Source organism: Pseudomonas sp. CROZ-RG-20F-R04-15, from assembly GCF_022662375.1.
Lineage (GTDB): Bacteria > Pseudomonadota > Gammaproteobacteria > Pseudomonadales > Pseudomonadaceae > Aquipseudomonas.
This window is the reverse complement of record NZ_JAKNQL010000019.1, coordinates 84,343-107,487: the sequence shown is the minus strand read 5'-3', so window position 1 is coordinate 107,487 and position 23,145 is coordinate 84,343. Positions and strand designations below refer to the sequence as shown.

17 protein-coding genes and 2 tRNA genes are annotated in these 23,145 nt (G+C 60.1%); 5 read left to right on the top strand and 14 right to left on the bottom strand.

The features are described 5' to 3' along the window. Window positions 1–107 precede the first annotated feature (107 nt). Together rlmB and rnr are read right to left on the bottom strand one after the other, a co-directional pair. Window positions 108–875 (bottom strand): 23S rRNA (guanosine(2251)-2'-O)-methyltransferase RlmB, encoded by a 768-nt coding sequence (gene rlmB, locus L8H52_RS22910; RefSeq protein ID WP_242208805.1) that lies wholly within the window; start codon window positions 873–875, stop codon window positions 108–110. Further along, window positions 872–3,502 carry a ribonuclease R gene (gene rnr, locus L8H52_RS22905; RefSeq protein WP_242208806.1) on the bottom strand — a complete coding sequence of 877 codons (2,631 nt, stop codon included), beginning with the start codon at window positions 3,500–3,502 and terminating at the stop codon, window positions 872–874. Before rnr ends, rlmB begins: the two co-directional genes overlap by 4 nt. A 226-nt stretch (window positions 3,503–3,728) precedes the next feature. Here rnr and L8H52_RS22900 point away from each other — a divergent pair. From L8H52_RS22900 to L8H52_RS22885, 4 genes are all read left to right on the top strand, one after another. Further along, window positions 3,729–3,815, top strand: a tRNA-Leu gene (locus tag L8H52_RS22900). Window positions 3,816–3,995: 180 nt separating this feature from the next. After that, window positions 3,996–4,082: transfer RNA gene (locus L8H52_RS22895), tRNA-Leu, on the top strand. A 192-nt stretch (window positions 4,083–4,274) separates the two neighbouring features. After that, window positions 4,275–5,285, top strand: coding sequence for an extracellular solute-binding protein (locus L8H52_RS22890; protein ID WP_038360376.1), 1,011 nt, complete (start codon window positions 4,275–4,277; stop codon window positions 5,283–5,285). After that, window positions 5,285–6,850: an iron ABC transporter permease gene (locus L8H52_RS22885; RefSeq protein ID WP_242208807.1), complete on the top strand. Its 1,566-nt coding sequence runs from the start codon at window positions 5,285–5,287 to the stop codon at window positions 6,848–6,850. The genes L8H52_RS22890 and L8H52_RS22885 overlap by 1 nt, the downstream gene beginning before the upstream one ends. A 115-nt stretch (window positions 6,851–6,965) precedes the next feature. Here the strand turns inward: L8H52_RS22885 and L8H52_RS22880 are convergent, their stop codons facing one another. The 12 genes from L8H52_RS22880 to L8H52_RS22825 form a co-directional block, all read right to left on the bottom strand. After that, window positions 6,966–8,900, bottom strand: a complete 1,935-nt coding sequence (locus L8H52_RS22880; RefSeq protein ID WP_242208808.1) for a methyl-accepting chemotaxis protein — start codon at window positions 8,898–8,900, stop codon at window positions 6,966–6,968. Between the two features lie 140 nt (window positions 8,901–9,040). Continuing rightward, window positions 9,041–10,330, bottom strand: a complete 1,290-nt coding sequence (locus L8H52_RS22875; protein ID WP_008078328.1) for an adenylosuccinate synthase — start codon at window positions 10,328–10,330, stop codon at window positions 9,041–9,043. Window positions 10,331–10,384: 54 nt separating this feature from the next. Then, window positions 10,385–11,572 carry an ATP phosphoribosyltransferase regulatory subunit gene (locus L8H52_RS22870; RefSeq protein WP_242208809.1) on the bottom strand — a complete coding sequence of 396 codons (1,188 nt, stop codon included), beginning with the start codon at window positions 11,570–11,572 and terminating at the stop codon, window positions 10,385–10,387. A gap of 313 nt (window positions 11,573–11,885) precedes the next feature. Continuing rightward, complete coding sequence (gene hflC / locus L8H52_RS22865; protein WP_242208810.1) at window positions 11,886–12,755, bottom strand: protease modulator HflC; 870 nt, start codon at window positions 12,753–12,755, stop codon at window positions 11,886–11,888. Beyond that, window positions 12,755–13,927 (bottom strand): FtsH protease activity modulator HflK, encoded by a 1,173-nt coding sequence (gene hflK, locus L8H52_RS22860; RefSeq protein ID WP_034151640.1) that lies wholly within the window; start codon window positions 13,925–13,927, stop codon window positions 12,755–12,757. The genes hflC and hflK overlap by 1 nt, the downstream gene beginning before the upstream one ends. Before the next feature lie 96 nt (window positions 13,928–14,023). Further along, window positions 14,024–15,325, bottom strand: a complete 1,302-nt coding sequence (gene hflX, locus L8H52_RS22855; RefSeq protein WP_053116772.1) for a ribosome rescue GTPase HflX — start codon at window positions 15,323–15,325, stop codon at window positions 14,024–14,026. A gap of 12 nt (window positions 15,326–15,337) precedes the next feature. After that, complete coding sequence (gene hfq / locus L8H52_RS22850) at window positions 15,338–15,598, bottom strand: RNA chaperone Hfq (RefSeq protein WP_007902656.1); 261 nt, start codon at window positions 15,596–15,598, stop codon at window positions 15,338–15,340. A gap of 94 nt (window positions 15,599–15,692) precedes the next feature. Continuing rightward, window positions 15,693–16,664, bottom strand: coding sequence for a tRNA (adenosine(37)-N6)-dimethylallyltransferase MiaA (miaA, locus tag L8H52_RS22845; RefSeq protein WP_242208811.1), 972 nt, complete (start codon window positions 16,662–16,664; stop codon window positions 15,693–15,695). Continuing rightward, on the bottom strand, window positions 16,664–18,565 hold the full coding sequence (mutL, locus tag L8H52_RS22840; RefSeq protein WP_242208858.1) for a DNA mismatch repair endonuclease MutL: 1,902 nt from the start codon (window positions 18,563–18,565) through the stop codon (window positions 16,664–16,666). The genes miaA and mutL overlap by 1 nt, the downstream gene beginning before the upstream one ends. Before the next feature lie 8 nt (window positions 18,566–18,573). Continuing rightward, the gene (locus tag L8H52_RS22835; RefSeq protein ID WP_016985708.1) at window positions 18,574–20,004 is read right to left on the bottom strand and encodes an N-acetylmuramoyl-L-alanine amidase; all 1,431 of its coding nucleotides are present in this window, start codon (window positions 20,002–20,004) and stop codon (window positions 18,574–18,576) included. Beyond that, a complete protein-coding gene (gene tsaE / locus L8H52_RS22830; RefSeq protein WP_160055339.1) occupies window positions 20,005–20,475 on the bottom strand; it encodes a tRNA (adenosine(37)-N6)-threonylcarbamoyltransferase complex ATPase subunit type 1 TsaE in 471 nt (156 codons plus the stop codon). Continuing rightward, window positions 20,463–21,962, bottom strand: a complete 1,500-nt coding sequence (locus L8H52_RS22825) for an NAD(P)H-hydrate dehydratase (RefSeq protein ID WP_242208812.1) — start codon at window positions 21,960–21,962, stop codon at window positions 20,463–20,465. The genes tsaE and L8H52_RS22825 overlap by 13 nt, the downstream gene beginning before the upstream one ends. A gap of 63 nt (window positions 21,963–22,025) precedes the next feature. On the opposite strand from L8H52_RS22825, the gene queG reads away from it, so the two are divergent. Next, window positions 22,026–23,096 (top strand): tRNA epoxyqueuosine(34) reductase QueG, encoded by a 1,071-nt coding sequence (gene queG / locus L8H52_RS22820; protein ID WP_242208813.1) that lies wholly within the window; start codon window positions 22,026–22,028, stop codon window positions 23,094–23,096. Window positions 23,097–23,145 lie beyond the last annotated feature (49 nt).

The window sequence follows — 23,145 nt, the reverse complement described above, 5'->3', positions numbered from 1 at the left end:
ATCGAGTGGCATTCGCCCTGATGAAAAGTCAGGGCGAATACCGATTAGCCTGAGATTTTAGGGTTGCTGGGCAACATAGAATCTCCCACATTTGAATCGTGTACGACTCAGGACTTCTTCGCGGCAGCCTTGGCTTTGGCACCGCGCTGACGCTGGGCTTCGAACAGGCACACGCCCGTCGCAACCGAGACGTTGAGGCTGCTGACGCTACCAGCCATCGGCAGCTTCACCAGATAGTCGCAGTGTTCGCGAGTCAGGCGACGCATGCCTTTGCCTTCGGCGCCCATGATCAGGATGGTCGGGCCAGTCAGGTCCTGGTCGTAGATACTGACTTCAGCTTCGCCGGCAGTACCGACAATCCACAGACCGCGCTGCTGAAGTTTTTCCAGGGTGCGAGCGAGGTTAGTCACGGCAACCAATGGAATCACTTCTGCCGCGCCGCAAGCGACTTTTCGCACGACCGGCGTCAAAGTTGCCGACTTGTCTTTCGGCACAATCACCGCCAGCGCACCGGCCGCATCGGCCGAGCGCAGGCAAGCGCCGAGGTTGTGCGGATCGGTCACGCCGTCGAGCACCAGCAACAGTGGCGCGCCGTCAGTGCGATCAAGCAGCTCGTCGAGCATTGCTTCGCCCCAGACCTGACTCGGACTGACTTCCGCGACCACGCCCTGGTGCACACCTTCAACCCAGGCGTCCATTTCGCGGCGCTCGGCCTGGCCGACCTGGACGCGATTTTCGTTAGCCAGCTCAACCAGCGTCTGCACGCGCGGGTCGTTGCGGCTTTCAGCCAGCCAGATCTGCTTGACGCGTTTCGGGTGGTGACGCAGCAACGCTTCTACCGCGTGAACGCCGTAGATTTTTTCCAACTGACTCATGACTTCGCCTTCGGTTTACGTGCCCCGCCACTTTTGGCTGGAGCCGAACCCGCTTTTGGCGGGCCTTTACGGTGTTTGCTCGGTTTCGCTGGCTTGCCGCCGGAGGCCTTTTCAGGCGCCGACCGCCCGGTCTTTCCCCCAGGCGCCGCTTTACCACCGTTTTTGGCGTCGGAAAGCAGAGCCTTCTTCATTTCACGGCTTTTACGCAGCTCGGCGTTTTTCGCCACAGCGTCGCTTGGACGATAGGCTTCGGCAGCTTTCTCTTTGGCAGGACGACGGCCGGCGGTTTTTGCCGGGGCCTTGTCTTCCGAAGCCTTGGCAGCAGGCGCAGCGGTTTCAGCGCCACGCTTTTTCCGACCGATCGGCGCGCTGATGGTTTTTTCAGCCATCTCGAAGTCGATCTTGCGTTCGTCGAGGTCAACGCGCATCACGCGCACTTCAACGGTATCGCCGAGACGGAAGCTGCGGCCGGTGCGCTCGCCCGCCAGACGGTGATGCACAGGATCGAAGTGGTAGTAATCGCCCGGCAGCGCGGTGACGTGCACCAGGCCTTCGACGTAGATATCGGTCAGTTCGACGAACAGGCCAAAACCGGTCACTGCGGTGATCACGCCCGGGAACGATTCGCCCACGCGATCCTTCATGAACTCGCACTTGAGCCAGTTCACCACGTCGCGGGTCGCTTCGTCGGCACGGCGCTCGCTCATCGAGCACTGCTCGCCGAGTTGCTCCAGCGCCGCCTCGTCGTACGGATAGATGCGCGCCTTCGGAATGGTCATCGCACCGGCACGGCGAACGTGCGGGGTGTCCTGTTTCGAATGGATCACGCTGCGGATTGCGCGGTGCGTGAGCAAGTCCGGGTAACGACGGATCGGCGAAGTGAAGTGGGTATAGGCTTCGTAATTCAGGCCGAAGTGACCCTGATTGTCGGCGCTGTACACCGCCTGGCTCAGCGAACGCAGCATTACGGTCTGGATCAGGTGGAAATCCGGACGATCCTTGATGCTCGCCAGCAGTGCCTGGTAGTCCTTCGGCGACGGGCCGTCCTTGCCTTTGTGCAGGGACAGACCGAGCTCGCCGAGGAAGGCACGAAGTTTTTCCAGACGCTCCGGTGGCGGACCATCGTGGACGCGGTACAGCGCAGGAATTTCGTGCTTCTTGAGGAATTCGGCGGTGGCCACGTTGGCCGCCAGCATGCATTCTTCGATCAGCTTGTGCGCGTCGTTGCGGGTGGTCGGACGGATTTCGGCGATCTTGCGCTCGGTACCGAAGATGATCCGGGTTTCCTGCGTTTCGAAATCGATCGCGCCACGGACGTGACGGGCGGCCAGCAGAACCTTGTACAGCGCATAAAGCTGCTTGAGGTGCGGCAGAACATCGTTGTACTCACCGCGAAGCTGACGCGCCTCGGTGATTTTCGGCGTTTCCAGCATCGCGCTGACTTTGTTGTAAGTCAGACGAGCGTGGGAATGGATCACCGCTTCATAGAAGCAGTAGTCGGTCATTTCGCCGGACTTGGAGATGGTCATCTCGCAAACCATGGCCAGACGATCAACGTGTGGGTTCAGCGAGCACAGGCCGTTGGACAGCTGCTCAGGCAGCATCGGCACGACGCGCTCGGGGAAGTACACCGAGTTGCCGCGCACTTGCGCTTCGTTGTCGAGTGCCGAACCGATCTTCACGTAGCTGGAAACGTCGGCAATCGCCACGTACAACTTCCAGCCGCCGGAGAACAGGCGCAGTTTGCCCGGCTTGGCTTCGCAATAAACCGCGTCATCGAAGTCGCGAGCATCTTCGCCGTCAATGGTGACGAACGGCAGATGGCGCAGGTCGACGCGCTTCTCTTTGTCTTTTTCTTCGACTTCCGGCTTGAGCTTGGCGGCTTCTTTCAGCACGGCTTCAGGCCAGACGTGCGGAATATCGTAAGTGCGCAGGGCGACATCGATTTCCATGCCCGGCGCCATGTAGTTGCCGACCACTTCGACCACATCGCCTTGCGGCTGGAAGCGCGGCGTCGGCCAGTGGGTGATTTTCACCTCGACGAACTGACCGATCTGCGCGTTGGCGTTGCGGCCCGGGGTAACCAGCACTTCCTGCTGGATCTTCGGGTTGTCCGCGACGACGAAGCCGATGCCGCCTTCTTCAAAGTAGCGACCGACGATGGTTTCGTGAGCACGCGAGACCACTTCAACGATCACGCCTTCGCGGCGACCGCGACGGTCGAGACCGGAAACACGGGCCAGCGCACGGTCACCGTCGAATACCAGACGCATTTGCGCCGGGCTCATGAACAGGTCGTCACTGCCATCGTCAGGAACGAGGAAGCCGAAACCGTCACGGTGACCGCTGATGCGGCCGAGGATCAGATCAAGTTTATCCACCGGTGCATACGTGCCACGGCGGGTGTAGATCAGTTGAGCGTCGCGCTCCATGGCGCGCAGACGGCGGCGCAGGGCTTCGATCTGGTCTTCTGTGGTCAGACCAAACTCTTCGACCAGTTGCTCGCGGGCAGCAGGCGAACCCCGATCGGCGAGATGCGCCAGGATCAGTTCGCGGCTAGGAATAGGGTTTTCATATTTTTCCGCTTCACGAGCGGCCTCGGGATCGAGGGACTGCCAATCGGCCATTAGAGAGTTTTCACCTTGTCTATATGCGGGTTAGTTTGGCATAGGCGCCATGAAACGGGAAATTTCCGACTATATAAGGCCCAACAGAGGCCCTGTATCGACACTGAGAAGCCGTTTTGAACACCGCTGGTAAAAAAAATCATGTTTTTTGCTGACAGGGGTTTACAGTTGAAAAGACGCTCCGTATAGTGCGCGCCATCGACGACGTACAAGCGTTGCCGATACTGCCCAGATGGTGAAATTGGTAGACACGCCAGCTTCAGGTGCTGGTGACCTTACGGTCGTGGAAGTTCGAGTCTTCTTCTGGGCACCAATTTCGAGCTTGAGACTAGATCAGTTTCAAGGCTCATACAAAACCCGCGAAAGCGGGTTTTTTGCATTCTAAGCCCGGGTTTTCTTAAAACTGATTTATTAAAATTAAATCAGGGGTTTACAGATCAAAAGGCGCTCCGTATAGTGCGCCACATCAACAGCGGCAACGCTTGCGATGATTGCCCAGATGGTGAAATTGGTAGACACGCCAGCTTCAGGTGCTGGTGACCGCAAGGTCGTGGAAGTTCGAGTCTTCTTCTGGGCACCAATTCAAATTCAAGGTTAGGGCCTTGGATTTCACAGAAACCCGCGAAAGCGGGTTTTTGCGTTTCTGGCTTCCAGAAAACCCTCACCACTTCCGCCAATCAAAACCTCAACCCCACCGCAAGGCGCATCTGAGAAACAATATCGTTTATCATTGTTGCAAGTTTTTGCAATGCGACAGTGAGGAACCCTGCGAATGACGTTTCGAAATACCCTGCGCCGAGGCTTGACCTTTACCCTCCTCGGCCTGGCGCTCGCCACTCCCCTCACCCAGGCTGCCGATGCGGTTTCCCTGACTCTCTACAACGGCCAGCACAAGGAAGTCGGCGACGCGATCGCCAAAGCCTTCGAAGCCAAGACCGGCATTCACGTCAACGTGCGCAAGGGCAGCAGCAATCAGTTGGCCAGCCAGATCATCGAAGAAGGCGACCGCTCTCCCGCCGACGTGATCTACACCGAAGAGTCGCCACCGCTGAACAATCTCGGCGAACTGGGCCTGCTGGCCAAGACCGATGACGCGACGCTGGCCGTTCTGCCGGAAAAATATGTCGCCGGTAACGGCACCTGGATCGGTGTGACAGCGCGGGTTCGCGTGGTCGCCTACAACCCGAAACTGGTCGACGAAAAAGACCTGCCAAAATCGGTGATGGAGTTTTCCGATCCGCAGTGGCAGGGCAAGGTCGGCTTCGTACCGACCAGCGGCGCCTTCCAGGAACAAGCCGTAGCGATCATCAAGATGCACGGTCGCGATGCCGCTGAGGAATGGCTGACCGGCCTGCGCGCCTTCGGCAAGACTTACAGCAACAACATGGTCGCCCTCAAAGCTGTGGAAAACGGCGAAGTCGCTACCGTGCTGGTGAATAACTACTACTGGTTCGCCCTGCAACGCGAGAAAGGCAAACTGGATTCGAAACTGCATTACTTCACCGGCGGCGACGTCGGCGGCTTGATCACCGTGTCCAGCGCTGCCGTGCTGAAATCCAGCAAGCATCCAAAAGAAGCCCAACAATTTCTTGCCTACATGGCCAGCGAAGAAGGTCAGCGCGTGATCACTCAGACCACCGCCGAATATCCTTTGCACAAAGGTATGGAGTCGGATCGCGGACTCAAGCCGTTCAGCGAGCTGGAAGCGCCGAACGTCACACCAGCCGATCTGGGCAATGCTGAAGAAGCGCTGGAACTGGAACGCGAAGTTGGCTTGAACTGATGGCCGCATCGTTATCCGCCCCCGCCGCGCGCGGGGGTTACGTACCAAAGCGCAAGCGACCATCGATCTGGCTGGTGCTGCCGGTATTGCTTTTGGTGGTGATGAGCCTGTTGCCGCTGGCCTACGTCGGACTGAAAGCCTGGCAGGCCGGTTGGGCCGAAGCGCTGCACTTGTTGTGGCGTCCGTATGTGTTCGGCCTGCTGCGCAACACCTTGGCATTGATGGTTGGCGTAACCCTCACCTGCGGCGTGATCGGTCTGTCGCTGGCCTGGCTACTGGAACGCAGCAATTTGCCGGGGCGCCGTCTGTGGGGAGTGATTTTGTGCCTGCCGTTCGCGGTGCCGGCATTTGTCAGCAGCTTTACCTGGGTTTCTCTGAGCGCGCAGTTCGAAGGACTTGGCGGGGCGATTCTGGTGATGAGCCTGTCGAAATATCCGCTGATCTTTCTGCCGGTGGCCGCGACACTGCGCAATCTTGATCCCTCCCTCGAAGAATCGGCCCGCACCCTCGGGCAGAATCGCTGGGGCGTGTTTTTCCGCGTCACTCTGCCGCTGCTCTGGCCTTCACTACTGGCCGGTTCGCTGCTGATTGCCCTGCATATGCTGGTGGAGTTCGGCGCACTGTCGATCATCGGCCTGCAAACCTTCACCACAGCGATCTATCAGCAATTCGAACTGGAATTCAGCAACGCCAACGCAGCGATGCTTTCGGCCGTGCTGCTGGCGCTGTGTCTGGTGCTGCTGTGGCTGGAGTTGCGCGTACGCGGCAAGGGCCGCCATGTGCGCACCGGGCAAGGTGCAGCGCGGCAGGCTGAACAGGTTCGACTCGGACCATGGGCAGCGGTCGGCCAGTTGTACTGCCTGACGCTGGCGGTGGTTGGCAGCGGGATTCCACTGGGGATGCTGGCCTACTGGCTCGCAGTTGGTTCCTCGGCGGCATTCCCGGTGGCGGCGATCACTGAGGCACTGTTGTCGTCGCTGGCGCTGTCGCTCGGTGGCGCGGCGCTGTGTCTGGTGCTCGCGGTACCGGTCGGATTGCTGGTGGTGCGCTACAAAGGCCAATTGGCGATCTGGGCCGAGCGCCTGCCGTATCTGCTTCATGCTCTGCCAGGTTTGGTGATTGCGCTGACGCTGGTGTATTTCGCCCTGCACTACGTGCCGGCGCTGTACCAGACTTCGGGATTGCTGCTGATCGCTTATGCGTTGTTGTTTTTGCCGCTGGCGCAGGCGCCGATTCGAACTGCGTTGAACAAGGCTTCGCCGCAGCTGGAAGAGGCTGCGCGCACACTGGGCGCTTCGTCGTTCACGGCGTTTTGCCGGGTGACGCTGCCGATCATCTTCCCGGCATTGGGCGCGGCGTTTGCGCTGGTGTTTCTGGATGCGATGAAGGAATTGACGGCTACGTTACTGCTGAGTCCGACCGGGCTTAATACGCTTGCGACCGAGGTGTGGGCGCATACGGCGAATGTCGAGTTTGCGGCGGCGGCACCTTATGCGGCGTTGTTGATTCTGGTTTCCGGGTTGCCCGTGTATCTGTTGACGACGCGGATGTATCTGAGCCGCTGATACCGCTTTCGCGAGCAGGCTCGCTCCTACAATGATTGTTGGCGAACACAAAATCTGTGTACACCTCCAACCTGTGGGAGCGAGCCTGCTCGCGAAGAGGCCTGATCAGACAACATCAAGCCCGGAACTGCCCCAGACTCGCCTTGAGCTGCGCAGCCAATCCGTCCAGCACCTTGCCACTGGCCGTGGTTTCCACCACCGCCTGCGCCGCTTTCTCGGCCTGGGCATGAATCGTCTCGACCCGCCCACGCACTGCCTGCGCGCCTTGCGCTTGATGCGCCGCTGCCTGCGTTGCCAGACCAATCGCCGCATGCACTTGCTCGACCGACGTCTGCACCGATTGCTGCAACCGCGCACTGTCGCGCAACACCAGCAAACCTTCGCTGGCCTGGCGCCCGGCCTGACCGATCGCCTCGACAGCCTCACGTGCGCCCTGCTGTAGAGCGACGATGTGCGCCTGAATGTCGCCGGTAGAGCTTTGTGTCTTGCTCGCCAGTGCACGTACTTCGTCGGCCACCACGGCGAATCCACGCCCGGTCTCGCCCGCGCGCGCCGCTTCAATGGCAGCGTTGAGCGCCAGCAGGTTGGTCTGCTCGGCAATTCCGTGAATCACCGTCAACACCACTTCAATCTGCTCACTCTGCTGGGCCAGCCGCTCGATGACTTTCGCCCCGGTATCGACCTGCCCCGCCAGCGCTTCGATCAGGCTGCCGACCTTGGCGGAGGTGCGAGTGTTTTCGTCAGTCGCCTGGCGAATATCCACAACCTGCTTCAACGCTGCCTGCATCGCATGGCTTTCCGACTGCGCCTCATCAGCCATTTGCGACAGCGCGCGCAGGCTTTCCGCCACTTCATCACGCTGCATGCCCGCCGCCGCATCGGCACCGGCATTGCGCAGGGTCATCGCGCCGATTTCTACGCCGGTACGCTGCGCGACATCCCCCGCCTCGCGCACGATCGGCTGCAACTTATCCACAAAGCGATTGACCGCCGAGGCCATGTCGCCGATTTCGTCCTTGCTGTTGATCTGCACACGCTTGGTCAGATCGCCCTCGCCCGCCGCCAGGTCATCCATGGCTGCGTTGAGCATCTTCAGGCGATTGACCACGCGATGGCCCAACACTACCGCCAGCAACAACAGCACACCGCAACCGACCAGCGCCAGACCCAGGCCAATGCGCCAGCGCAAGGTTGCCGCTGCTTCCTGAACGGTATTGGCGGTATTGGATTTCATCTCGGTCGCGGTGGACTGCGCCGATTGCAGGCGCGACTGCATGGCTTTGGCACTGTCTGCGGCAGCGCCTTTGAGACTGTCGCCGACCAACTGATCACTGCTGGCGATCAACGCCGAGAAGCGCTTGTCCAGCGCCGCCAGATCGGTTTCCACCGAGGCCGTGGACACACCCATCAACACTTTGCCGATTTCCACGCCATTGGGATTGATCGAGGCTTCGAGGTAGTAAACCGACGGATCGTTTTTGGCCGCATCCAGCACTTTATCCAGCGCACGCTCGCCTTGGCCTTTTTCCAGCAAGGCCTTGTTGATCGGGTTTTCGCGGTTGAGATAGCGAGTCAGGTGCTGGCCGGTGGCGTCGTCGTAGACCACGAACAACACATTGGGATTGCGCTGGGCCCGGCGGGCGAACTCGGACAGGGTCGGCACGTCGCTGTCCCACATGGCGCGCGGCGCCACCGAGGCCAACAATTGCGCCATGTCATTGGCCGAATCCTTCAGATCCTTTTCCAGCGTCGCACGCAACTGCGCCTGCTCGTCCTTCAAACGCGCTGACAAACCAGCAGTCAGGCGCTGACGGGTACTGGCAGACAAGGCGTCGAGGCTCGACGTGACTTCACGCCCGGCCTGCTCCAGTTCGCCCGAGAGTTTCTGGCTGTCGGCGCCGAGGCGCACCGCCAGATCAGCTTCCAGCGCCGTGACGGTGCTCCGCGTCAGGGCAACGGCCACCAGCACCTGCACCAAAAGGGCGATACCAAGGGTAACGAACACTGGGCGCAACAAACGGCTTTGTAACAGTGAGAGAACGGCCGACACTGTGAATACCTCTACTTCTGACGCCATTAATTTGATGGCACTCTTGTAGACAGATTCACAGCAAAGGTCATGCCGTCCAACAGGCATAAACGACAAAGGCCCCGATGAAGGGGCCTTTGTGTTTTTACATCAACGACTTATCAAGCAAACGGATGACGCAGAACGATGGTTTCGTTGCGGTCCGGGCCCGTCGAAATAATGTCGATCGGTGCGCCGATCAACTCTTCAACGCGCTTGATGTAGGCACGAGCGTTAGCCGGCAGCTCTTCCAGGGTTTTTGCACCCACGGTCGATTCGGTCCAGCCCGGCACTTCTTCGTACACAGGCTGCAGGCCCACGTAGCTGTCAGCGTCGGTCGGAGCAACGGCGTTGCCCTGCGCGTCTTTGTAGCCGACGCAGATATTGATGGTTTCCAGGCCGTCGAGTACGTCCAGCTTGGTCAGGCAGATACCCGAGATGCTGTTCACATCGATAGCGCGACGCAGGATAACGGCGTCGAACCAGCCGCAACGACGGGCACGGCCAGTAGTGGCGCCGAACTCGTGACCTTGCTTGGCCAGGTGTGCACCAACGTCGTCAAACAGTTCAGTCGGGAACGGGCCCGAACCGACGCGAGTGGTGTAAGCCTTGGTGATGCCCAGGATGTAATCGAGGAACATCGGGCCAACGCCCGAACCGGTCGCCACGCCACCGGCGGTGGTGTTGGAGCTGGTCACGTACGGGTAGGTACCGTGGTCGATATCGAGCAACGAACCCTGGGCGCCTTCGAACATGATGTCTTTGCCGGCGCGACGCAGGTCGTGCAGCTCAGCCGTCACGTCGAGCATCAGCGGTTTGAGCAGCTCAGCGTATTCCTTGCACTCGGCGAGGGTTTTTTCGAACTCGATGGCCGGTTCTTTGTAGTAACCGACCAGCATGAAGTTGTGGTAATCCACCAGTTCACGCAGCTTGTCTTCGAAGCGCGGCATGTTCAGCAGGTCGCCAACACGCAGGCCACGACGAGCAACCTTGTCTTCGTAAGCCGGGCCGATGCCGCGACCGGTAGTACCGATCTTCAGCTCGCCACGGGCCTTTTCACGGGCCTGGTCCAGCGCCACGTGGAAGGACAGGATCAGCGGGCAGGAGGGGCTGATACGCAGACGCTCGCGCACCGGTACGCCTTTCTCTTCCAGCTTGGTGATCTCGCGCAGCAGGGCGTCAGGTGCAACCACCACGCCGTTGCCGATCAGGCACTGCACGCCTTCGCGCAGCACGCCCGACGGAATCAGGTGCAAAACGGTTTTTTCGCCGTCGATCACCAGGGTGTGACCAGCGTTGTGGCCACCTTGGTAGCGCACTACGGCGGCAGCATGTTCGGTCAGCAGATCAACGATCTTGCCTTTGCCCTCATCACCCCATTGGGTGCCCAGGACTACGACATTCTTACCCATAACACTTGTCCTCATTCGCGCAAACTTGGTGCCGGCGATGGCCGGCAGGAAAACTCAAGAAGCCAGTGGCGATACTTGCCAAAGCCCGTTCTGCTGAATCAATTGCCGGTCGCAGTCCGCATCACGGGCGGCGGCCAAAGGTTGTCCAGGCAAGGCCTGAACGACACGCTGACCCTCACTGCGCAACTGGCAAACCTGCTGCCAGAGTGCCGCATCCGTACTGTCAGGCATCCAGATACCGCCAGACGGTAGCTCGATCTCAGCACGCCCCAGGGTCACCAGGGTTTTCAAATCGGTGGAGAAGCCCGTTGCCGGACGCGCGCGGCCAAAATCCGCGCCGATGTCGTCGTAGCGACCGCCCTGAGCGATGGACTGGCCAACGCCCGGTACGAACACTGCGAACACCACACCAGTGTGATAGTGGTAGCCACGCAGCTCGCCCAGATCAAAGTACAGCGGCAGCTCGGGGAAGCGCGCCGACAGGCGCTCGGCGATCGCCAGCAAGTCTTCCAGTGCTGCCAGAACCGGCGCCGGCGCATTGGCCAGACGCTCACGGGCAGCGCTCAACACTTCACGGCCGCCACACAGATCAACCAGCGCCCGCAGCATGCCGGACAGGTCGGCCGGCAAGCCTTCGGTCAAGGTAATGACCTCGTCGATGGCCTTGCGTTGCAATGCATCGAACAACTGCTGCTCGACTTCACCGGACAGACCGGCGGCACGCGCCAGACCACGGTAGATGCCGACATGACCGAGGTCCATGTGCACATCCGGCACATCGGCCAGTTGCAGCATAGCCAGCATCAAGCTGATCACTTCAACGTCGCTGCTCGGGCTGGCGTCGCCGTACAACTCGGCGCCCAACTGGATCGGGCTGCGCGAGGACGACAGTGCACGCGGCTGCGCATGCAGCACACTGCCGGCGTAGCACAGACGGCTCGGGCCTTCGCGACGCAGGGCGTGCGCATCGATGCGCGCCACTTGCGGCGTGATGTCGGCACGGAAACCCATCTGCCGGCCCGACTGCGGGTCGATGACCTTGAAGGTACGCAGATCCAGGTCCTGGCCCGCGCCGGTCAGCAGGGATTCCAGGTACTCGATATGGGGAGTCACGACAAACTCGTAACCCCAGCTCTGGAACAGATCCAACACCTGACGACGCGCGACTTCAATGCGCGCCGCTTCCGGTGGCAGTACTTCTTCGATGCCATCTGGCAGCAGCCAGCGGTCTACCGTTGCCATTACGCCATTCCCCTTTGATCCGGGCGGCCAGCCTGCGGGCGAGCCTTGAGTGAAGCAGAAAATGACCGGTCCGTTCAAAACGCACGCGCATGAACGACGCGGCGAAAGGCCTGTTACCGGCTTCGCCCATCACTTTCCTCGAAATACTCTCGGGTCATTCAACCCGATGCCTGCAACAAAAAACAGCAATCAAACGTGCAGACGCAAAAAAGCCGGGAATTTCCCGGCTGCCGCATCATACACACGTTTTCCCAAAGGATCACCCCGCCCGAGGTATTAGCCGCCGGGCGGAATGATTCAGGTCAACGCCGTATCAAGGTTTGGCCTTTTCCAGGTAACGGAAAAAGTCGCTGCTCGGGTCGAGGACCAACACGTCGGATTTGTTCGCAAAGCTTTCACGGTAGGCGCGCAGGCTACGGTAGAAACCGTAGAACTCCTGATCCTGACCGTAGGCCTTGGAGTAGATCGCCGCCGCCTGGGCGTCGCCATCACCGCGAACCTCTTCAGATTCACGATAGGCTTCAGCCAGCAGCACGCGGCGTTGACGATCGGCGTCGGCACGGATGCCTTCAGCCAGTTCGTTACCCTTGGCGCGGTGCTCGCGAGCTTCACGCTCACGCTCGGTGCTCATACGTTCGAACACGCTGCGGTTTACTTCTTTCGGCAGATCGATGGCTTTGACCCGGACATCGACAACTTCGATACCCAGCTCTTTTTCCGCCATCTTGTTCAGCGATGCAGTGATGTCAGCCATCAGCGCATCACGTTCACCCGACACTACTTCGTGCAGGGTGCGCTTGCCGAACTGGTCACGCAGACCGGATTCCAGACGACGGGACAGACGCTCGTCGGCGATCTGCTTGAGGCCGGAAGTCGCGGTGTAGAAGCGCTCGGCATCTTTCACGCGCCACTTGGCGTAGGCATCGACCATCACGGCTTTCTTTTCCAGGGTCAGGAAACGCTGTGTCGGTGCATCCAGCGTCATCAGACGTGCGTCGAATTTACGCACCTGGTTAACGTAAGGCACTTTCACATGCAGACCTGGCTGAACATCGGCCTGAACCACACGACCGAACTGCAGCAGCACCGCACGCTCGGTCTGAGCGACGATGTAGAAGCAGTTCCAGCCCACCAGCACGACAACGACGCCAACAATAAGGGCGATCAGCGATTTATTGCTCATCAGCGGGTCTCCCTTGTACGCGACTGCGGCAGGTCAGTGACATGCGGCGCGACATCCGTGTTGTTACTGGCGGCGGCCGAACCGGTGACCGGCGCATTGCTGCCCGAACTGTTCTGAATCATTTTATCCAGCGGCAGGTAGAGCAGGTTGCTCTGGCCGTTCTTGTTACCGGTCACGAGTACCTTGCTGGTGCTGCTGAAGACTTCCTGCATGGTGTCCAGGTACAGACGCTGGCGGGTAACCTCAGGCGCCTTGCGGTACTCGGCGACCAGTTTGGTAAAGCGATCCGCTTCACCCTTGGCGCGCGAGACCGTTTCGTCGCGGTAACCGTTGGCATCTTCGAGGATGCGCTGGGCCTGACCACGGGCTTCCGGCACGACGCCGTTGGCGTAGGTTTCAGCCTGGTTGCGCGAACGCTGCTCGTCTTCACGGGCGCGGATCACGTCGTCAAAGGCTTCCTGCACTTCACGCGGTGCTGCTGCGCTCTGTACGTTGACCTGAGTGACGGTGATACCGGTGCGATAGGTATCGAGGAAACGTTGCAGACGCTCCTTGATTTCGCTGGCCATCAGTTCACGACCTTCGGTCAATACCTGGTCCATGGCGGTGGAACCCACCACGTGGCGCAGGGCACTGTCGGTCGCGTGCTGCAGACTGATTTCCGGCTGATCAACGTTCAGCACGAAATCCTGCAGGTTGCTGATCTTGTACTGCACGGTCAGCGGCACTTCGACGATGTTCTCGTCTTCGGTCAGCATCTGGCCCTGTTTGGTGTAGGCACGCTCACGCGTGACGTTTTCCATGTACTTCTTGTCGATCGGCGGGAAGTAGATGTTCAGGCCCGGGCCGACAGTCTCGTAGTACTTGCCGAAGCGCAGCACCACGGCTTGCTCCTGCTCGTCCACGACATAGACTGCGCTGTACAGCCAGACAGCCGCCAGCACGACGAGGCCGATGCCGAGCAGACCGCCGAAGCCGCCACTGCTCTTGCCCGAACCACCGCCGTCATCACCACGTTTCTTACCACCACCGAACAACCCGTTCAGGCTTTCCTGCAGCTTTCGGAAGGCCTCGTCGAGATCCGGTGGCCCCTTGCGGTCGCCGTTATTGCGGCGCTTGCCACCCCAAGGATCCTGATTATTCGAGTTGCCACCCGGCTCATTCCAAGCCATAGCGCTCTCCATCTGATAAAGCAAAGACGCACCCACGGCGCGCCGACCAATGCTACAGAATGCCTGCCGTTGCGGCACAACCGCTTTTTCAGGCTTTTATTGCAAAGTGTGTTGCTCGATGAATTCCATCGGCTGCAATCCTTCGCGGCTGACCAGTCGATTCAACTCGACACGGGGCAAACGAACGGCCAGCAGGCTGATGCCTTCTTCGTCATGCTCTTCTTTTTGCACCGCACCGAGTTCGAAAAACTGCGCACGCAGTCGCGCGAATCGTTGCGGCAAGCGCAGGGTACCGACAAACAAATCACTGCCGAGTAATTCGGCGATGGCTTGTTCAAGCAATTCCAGACCGCTGCCATCTCGCGCCGACAGCCAGACCCGCTGGGGCTTGCCGTTTTCGTCGCGCTGGATTTGTGGCTCAACGCCTTCAAGCAAATCGAGTTTGTTATAGACCTCGAGGATCGGCAAGTCCTGGGCACCAATCTCGCCCAGCACTACCATCACCTGCTCGATCTGCAACATGCGATCCGGTTCGGCCGCATCGATCACGTGCAACAGCAGATCGGAATTGCTCGACTCTTCGAGGGTAGACCGAAATGCTTCGACCAGCTTGTGCGGCAAGTGACGAATGAAGCCCACCGTGTCCGCCAGAACGATCGGCCCCAGGTCGTCAATATCGAGACGGCGCAGGGTCGGATCCAGTGTGGCGAACAATTGGTCAGCCGCGTAGACGTCGGATTTCGTCACGTTGTTGAAGAGTGTGGATTTACCGGCGTTGGTGTATCCCACCAGAGAAACGGTAGGGATGTCCGCACGGGAGCGACCACGTCGCGATTGCTCGCGCTGGCTGCGCACCTTCTCCAGACGACCCTTGATCTGCCGCAGACGAACCCGCAGCAAACGACGGTCGGTTTCGAGCTGGGTTTCACCCGGCCCGCGCATGCCGATGCCACCACCCTGACGCTCAAGGTGAGTCCAGCCACGAACCAGCCGCGTGCTCATGTGATCAAGCTGGGCCAGTTCGACCTGGAGCTTGCCTTCATGGGTACGGGCGCGTTGGGCGAAAATATCGAGAATCAGGCCGGTACGGTCGATCACGCGACACTCGAAAACACGTTCGAGGTTACGTTCCTGACTGGGCGTGAGGATGTGATTGAAAATCACCAGATCGGCTTCTTCAGCTTTGACCAGGTCGCGCAGTTCCTCGACCTTGCCGCTGCCGATCAGGTATTTGGCGGTTGGCCGATGACGCGGCACGTTAAAAAACGCAACGGTCTCGGCGCCGGCCGAATTAGCCAATTCCTGAAACTCCTGCGGATCTTCGCGCGCCTCAGGGTCCTGTCCATCCAAGTGAACGAGGATCACTCGCTCACCACCACCGTGGCGCTCAAAGAACAAAGGAGACTCCTATCAGGCGTTACCTGGCTCAGCGTCACCTGCTTCGGATTCGGTTGCGCTAGGCAGACGAATTGGACGAACCGGCACTACTGTCGAGATAGCGTGTTTGTAAACCATCTGGCTCACGGTGTTTTTCAGCAGGATCACGAACTGGTCGAACGACTCGATCGTGCCTTGCAGTTTGATACCGTTGACCAGGTAGATGGAAACCCCAACTTTCTCTTTACGTAAAGTATTCAAGTAAGGGTCTTGTAGCGAATGCCCTTTTGACATGTGCCGCACTCCTTTAAGGATTCAATAATAAAAATAGGTAATTCAGATGGCTTTGGCCGTCACACCCCCAAGGATAGACGGCAATTGCAAGGACTCAGCTCAATATGGAGATGGTCCCAAGGTATTTCAAGGCGCGTGGCAGATTGTCGCAATCAAGACTGTCCAGCCAGTGTATATCTTCCCAACTGCGCAGCCAGGTGAACTGGCGTTTGGCCAATTGGCGCGTGGCGATGATGCCGCGCTCCTGCATTTCGGCCAACGTCAGCTTGCCATCCAGGTAGTCCCAGACTTGGCGGTAGCCTACCGCACGTATAGACGGCAACCCCGAATGCAGGTCACTTCTTTTACGCAGGGCTACGACCTCGTCGATGAACCCCTGTTCCAACATATTTGTGAATCTTTGTTTAATGCGCTCGTGCAATACCTGACGATTTGCCGGGGCAATGGCCAAGTTCGCGACAGTATAGGGCAATTGTTGCAGTCCCGAAGCGGCTGCTTCAGTACTTTGCGCAGATTGTTGCTGGCGCAGTTCGGTCATGCTCTGACCACTGACCCGATAAACTTCCAGCGCGCGACTCAGGCGTTGCGGATCGTTCGGATGAATCCGCGCCGCTGACACCGGGTCGATGATTGCCAGTTGGTCGTGCAAGGCTTGCCAGCCAAGGCGTGCAGCCTCTTCTTCGATCTGCGCGCGGACTTCGGGGTCGGCGGCTGGCATGTCTGCCAGGCCTTCGACCAACGCCTTGTAATAGAGCATCGTGCCACCGACCAGCAGCGGAATTTTTCCGCGCGCGGTGATCTCGGCCATGGCTTGCAGGGCATCGCGACGGAAATCCGCAGCCGAATAGGCTTCAGCCGGATCGAGAATATCGATCAAACGGTGCGGATATTCGGCCAGCAACTCTCTCGACGGTTTGGCGGTGCCGATGTCCATGCCGCGATAGACCAGTGCCGAATCGACACTGATCAGCTCGCACGGCAGCACCTTGGTCAGCTCGATGGCCAGGTCGGTTTTGCCCGCAGCGGTCGGGCCCATCAGAAAAATCGCTGGAGGGAGCTGGCTCATCAACGACCGCGCAGGAACAGTTTGTCCAGATCGTCCAGGCCCAGTTGGGTCCAGGTCGGTCGGCCATGGTTGCATTGACCGCTGCGCTCGGTGTTTTCCATGTCGCGCAGCAGGCCGTTCATTTCCGGCAGGGCCAGGCGCCGGTTGGCGCGAATCGCGCCGTGGCAGGCCATGGTGCCGAGCAATTCGTTGAGATGCGCCTGAATCCGGTCGCTGGTGCCGTACTCCATCAGGTCCGACAGCACGTCGCCGACCAGACGGTTCGCTTCGGCCTGCTTCAACAACGCCGGAATTTGACGAATCGCCAGGGTTTCCGGGCCCAGACGCTGCAATTCAAAGCCCAGACGCTGGAACCACGCCGCATGTTCCTCGGCGCAATCGGCTTCACGCTGACTGACCGCCAGCGATTCCGGCACCAGCAACGGCTGACCACTGAGACCTTCGCTGGCCATGGCGATTTTCAGGCGCTCATACATGATCCGCTCATGGGCGGCATGCATATCGACCAGCACCAGACCTTGGGCGTTCTCGGACAGAATATAGATGCCTTTGAGCTGCGCCAGTGCGTAACCGAGTGGCGGAATGTCTTCCTGACCGGCCGGCAATGCGTTGGCATTGGCCTCAGGCAGCGGCGCGAAGAACTCACGATACGCGGCTTGCGCCTCGGCGGCCGGCGGCATCGCCGATTGTGGGCGCGGTGTGTATTGATACTGATAGGCGCCGCCAGCGCTGGCACCGGACGAGGTATTGAACGCCGGTTGCGCCTGCGGTTGCTCCAGCAGCGCATTGGCCGCCAGGCGCATTTCACCCTGCGGACCGAACTCACCGGCATCGAGGCCGGTCGGGCGAACGACGGCGGTGGTGACGGAACCGGCAAGCTGATCTTCAGGACGCACATCGCCCAACGCGCGGTGCAGCGTGCCGTAAAGGAAGTCATGCACCATGCGCCCGTCACGGAAGCGCACTTCGTGTTTGGTCGGGTGTACGTTAACGTCGACCGCCGCCGGATCAACCTCGAAAAACAGCGCAAAGGTCGGATGACGGCCGTTGAACAGCACGTCGCGATAAGCCTGCCGCACCGCATGAGCGACCAGCTTGTCGCGCACCGCCCGGCCATTCACAAAGAAATACTGCAAATCCGCTTGGCTGCGATTGAAGGTCGGCAGACCGACCCAGCCCCACAGGTGCAAGCCGTTGCGCTCGATCTCGATCGGCAACGCCTGTTCGAGGAAACCTGAGCCACAAATTGCCGCCACACGCCGCGCGCGGGCCGCATCATCGTGGGCCTCGTGCAGACTGAGGATGGTTTTGCCGTTGTGTCGCAGATGGAATGCGACGTCGAAACGCGCCAGCGCCAGACGTTTGATCACTTCTTGCAGGTGATCGAATTCGGTTTTTTCGGTTTTGAGGAATTTGCGTCGCGCGGGGGTGTTGAAGAACAGGTCGCGCACTTCCACCGAGGTGCCGACCGGATGCGCCGCTGGTTGAACCCGAGGCGCCATGTCACGACCTTCGGTTTCCACCTGCCAGGCTTGATCGGCATCGCGAGTACGCGAGGTCAGGGTCAGGCGCGCCACGGAGCTGATCGACGCCAGTGCCTCACCACGGAACCCGAGACTCATCACCTGCTCAAGGTCTTCCAGATTGCGAATCTTGCTGGTGGCGTGACGGGCCAGGGCCAGCGGCAGGTCGTCGGCGGAAATTCCGCTGCCATCGTCACGAACCCGCAGTAGCTTGACGCCACCCTGCTCGACGTCGACATCAATGCGTTTGGCGCCGGAATCGAGGCTGTTTTCCAACAGTTCCTTGATCACCGAAGCCGGGCGTTCAACCACCTCACCGGCGGCAATCTGGTTCGCCAGCCGAGGGCTGAGCAGTTCGATGCGGGCGGCAGCGCTCAACACTTCGTTCATTCTTTGGACGCCAGTTCGGTGCCTGGAATGGTCAAGTGCTGACCGACTTTCAACTCATCGCTTTTCAGGTTGTTGGCGGCACGCAGCGTGGCCGGCGACACCTGATAGCGCACGCCGATCATCGCCAGCGTTTCACCTGGGCCGACGCGGTGATCGCGCGGGCCCTGGGCGATCTTGCCGGAGTCACGCAGCCAGGCGATGTAAGTGCCCGGTGGCGGGTTCTGCTGGAAGAACTGGCGCACGCCGCTGCTGATCGAGCGGGCCAGCGCCTGCTGGTGGCTCGAGGCCGAAAGCTTGTTGGCTTCGTTGGCGTTGGAGATGAAGCCGGTTTCGACCAGGATCGACGGGATGTCCGGCGACTTCAGCACCATGAACCCGGCCTGTTCCACACGCTGTTTGTGCAGCGGCGTGACGCGACCGATGTTGGTCAGGACTTTCTGGCCGACGTTGAGGCTGGAGGTCAGCGAGGCAGTCATCGACAGGTCGAGCAGCACGCCGGCGAGCATGCGGTCCTTGTCGTCGAGACTGACGTTACCGGCACCACCGATCAAGTCGGAACGGTTTTCGCTGTCGGCCAGCCAACGGGCGGTCTCCGACGTCGCGCCGCGATCAGACAGCGCAAACACCGACGCACCGAAGGCCGCCGCTGATGGTGCGGCGTCGGCGTGAATCGAGACGAACAGGTCGGCGCCCTTCTTGCGGGCAATTTCGGTACGGCCGCGCAACGGGATGAAATAGTCGCCGGTACGGGTCAATTCGGCACGGAAACCTTTCATGCCGTTGACCTGACGCTGCAGTTCACGGGCGATCTGCAATACCACGTCTTTCTCACGCTGGCCGCGCGAGCCGGACGCACCCGGGTCTTCACCACCATGGCCGGCGTCGATCACGACAATAATGTCGCGCTTGCCGGCCGGCGCTGGCGGCAACTTGATGGCCGGTTCAGTCGGGGTCACCGGCACTGCCGGCACGGTCGCGACCTGCGGGGTTGGCGCAGGCGGCGGTGCGGCGTCGGCCGGGTTATCGAACAGGTCGACCACCAATCGGTTGCCGTACTGCGCGTTCGGCGCCAGCGAGAAGCTTTTCGGGGTGACGGCTTTCTTCAGGTCGATGACCACGCGCAGATCGGTCGGCGTGCGTTGGGCCGAACGCATTGCAGTAATCGGTGTGTTCGCGGTCTGCACATTCAGCGGCGCACCGAGGGTGGCGCCGTTGATGTCGATGACCAGTCGATCCGGAGCGGTCAGGGTAAACACGCTGTGCTGCACCGGACCGCTCAGGTCGAAGACCAGTCGCGTGTTATCCGGCGCCCGCCACAAGCGCACGCTGTTGACCTTTGAATCGGCCACAGCGTTGACGGTTACTGCCATCAACAACAGTCCAGCGGCAGCCACCAACGCGCGAAAGCGCATACCTAACCCCATCATTTAATTGGATTCCAATGCCAAAGCGGCACACCAGGCCTCGCCACGCGAGCCCTGGGATAAAATTTTCAGCGAACGCCCGCTGTCTTGCGGGCTAATGGTAATGGTCAGGTCAGGCTTTGGCAAAAAGCCTGCACCTTTATCGGGCCACTCGATCAGGCACAGGGCATCGTCTTCGAAATAGTCGCGGATGCCGAGAAACTCCAGTTCTTCCGGATCGACCAATCGATACAGGTCGAAGTGGAAGGCGCGGATGTCACCGATTTCGTAGGGTTCGACCAAGGTGAAGGTCGGACTTTTTACCGAGCCGACATGACCCAAGCCGCGAATGATGCCCCGTGAGAGCGTGGTTTTGCCCATCCCCAGGTTGCCTTCGAGAAAAATCAGGCCATGGCCCTGGGTCACGCGGGCGATCCGTGCGCCAAAGTCGCTCATGGCCTGTTCATCGGCCAGGTACAGGGTTACTTCAGACACGGTGCTTGCTCCTCCAACAACTGACGAATGGCTGGAATCAGATCACTGGCCGCCAGCCCACGGCCGAATTTTCCTTGCTGCATACCGGCATTGGCGTGCAGCCAGACCGCCAGACACGCGGCATCGAAGCCGTCCATGCCTTGCGCCAGCAATGCACCGGTCAAACCTGCCAGCACATCGCCGAGTCCGGCGCTGGCCATGGCCGGATGGCCCTGATGACACAACGCCAGGCGTCCGTCGGGATGCGCGATCAGGCTGCCAGCGCCTTTCAACACCACAACCGCTGTATATTTTTTACTCAATGCCAGCGCTGCCGCCGGACGATCGACCTGCACTTCAGCGGTGCTGATTCCCAGCAGACGCGCGGCTTCGCCCGGATGCGGCGTGATCACGCAATCCTTGGGCAACTCGACCAGACCACTGGCCAACAGGTTCAACGCGTCGGCGTCCCAGACTTGCGGCAGTGCTGCGTTGGCTGCCGCCGACAACAGCGCCCGCCCCCAACTGGCCTGTCCCAACCCCGGACCAACCACCAGTACAGAAACCTTCTCCAGCAAGCCCATCAACTGATTGGCCGACGAGGTTCCGAGCGCCATGGCTTCCGGCACTCGCGTCAGCGTCGCCGGGACGTGTTCAGGACGGGTTGCCAGCGACACCATGCCCGCGCCGCTGCGCAGGGCCGTTTCCGTGCTGAGCAAAATCGCCCCGCCAAACCCGTGATCGCCGCCGATGAGCAACACATGGCCTAGACGGCCCTTGTGTGACGTCGGTGCTCGCGGTGCCAGTCGCGGAAGATTAGCCGTGTTGAGCCGTTGGGCGATGACCGGAATGTCACGATAAATGTCGGCGCTGGCCTGCAGATCATTGAACAGCAACGAGCCGATGTGATCCGCCGCATCCCCGGTGAACAGGCCGAGCTTCAGTCCGATAAAGGTCACCGTCAGATCGGCCTGCACGGCGACACCCAGCACGTGTCCAGTATCGGCACACAATCCAGAAGGGATATCGACGGCGGTCACCGGCAAACCGCTGGCGTTGATGGCTTTGATCGCCGACACGTAAGGCTCACGCACATCCCCGCTCAGCCCCGTGCCGAGCAATGCGTCGAGAATGACCCCGCGCAGTTCACTTTGAACCTGCCAACCCTGCACCGCGACACCTTCCGCCAAAGCTTCGGCATGGGCCTGCGCGGCATCGCCCTGCAAACGCTGCGGATCGCCGACCGCCAACACCCGCACCGGCCAGCCTGCTCGTTGCGCCATGGCCGCGACCAGATAACCATCACCGGCATTGTTGCCATGCCCGGCCAGCACCGTCAGTTCAGTGGCTGCGGGCCATTGCCGAACCAGCGCGCGCCACGTTGCATGCGCCGCGCGCTGCATCAATTCGAAGCCCGGCGTACCGGCGGCAATCAGCCGTGCATCGAGTTCGCGCACCTGTGCGGCGCCATACAGCGCGTCGGGTAATTGATCTTTCGTGTGCGGCATGCGTCTTCAGGCTCCGATGTCTGGCAGAATTATACGCACCTCAGCTCCGGTTTCTCTCGTCTCATGTCCGCCACCACCACAGACCTGCCCGCCCTCGCCCAATCGATCAAGGATTGGGGCCGCGAGCTGGGCTTTCAGCAAGTCGGCATCAGCGGTCTCGATCTGGCCGAGCATGAGCAGCACCTCGCGCGCTGGCTCGAGGCCGGCTACCACGGCGAAATGGACTACATGGGCGCCCATGGCAGCAAACGCTCGCACCCCGAAGAGCTGGTGCCGGGCACGTTGCGCGTGGTTTCGCTGCGCATGGACTACCTGCCCGGCGATACGCAAATGGCGCACATGCTGACACAACCGGAAAAAGCCTACGTGTCGCGTTATGCCTTGGGCCGCGATTACCACAAATTGATCCGTAAACGTGTTCAACAATTGGCCGACAAGATCCAGGCCGAAATCGGCCCGTTCGGTTTCCGCGCGTTTGTCGACAGTGCCCCGGTGCTGGAAAAAGCCATCGCCGAACAGGCCGGGCTGGGCTGGATCGGCAAAAACACTCTGGTGTTGAATCGCAAGGCTGGCAGTTACTTCTTTCTCAGCGAATTGTTCGTGGATCTGCCATTGCCGGTAGATGAACCGCACAGCACTGAACATTGCGGGCGCTGCACAGCATGTCTGGATATCTGCCCGACCAACGCCTTCGTCGGCCCGTATGTACTGGACGCGCGGCGCTGCATTTCCTATCTGACCATCGAACTGAAAACCGCCATTCCCGAAGAGCTGCGGCCGCTGATCGGCAATCGTGTGTTCGGTTGCGATGACTGCCAGATTTGCTGTCCGTGGAACCGTTTTGCCAAGCCTTCCGGGGAAAGCGATTTCAAGCCACGGCACAACCTCGACAACGCCGAACTGGCAGAGCTGTTTTTGTGGGATGAAGAGAAGTTCTTGAGCAGCACTGAAGGTTCGCCGTTGCGGCGTGCGGGGTATGAGCGCTGGTTGAGGAATCTGGCGGTGGGGCTGGGCAATGCGCCTTCAACGATTCCGGTGCTGGAAGCGTTGAAGGCGCGACGGGATTATCCGTCAGAGTTGGTTAGAGAGCATGTTGAGTGGGCGTTGCGCCAGCATGTCCCTGACACACTGTAAAATCCTTTCGATCCACTTTTGCGGTGCGAACAATAGCCTGCACAGTCCG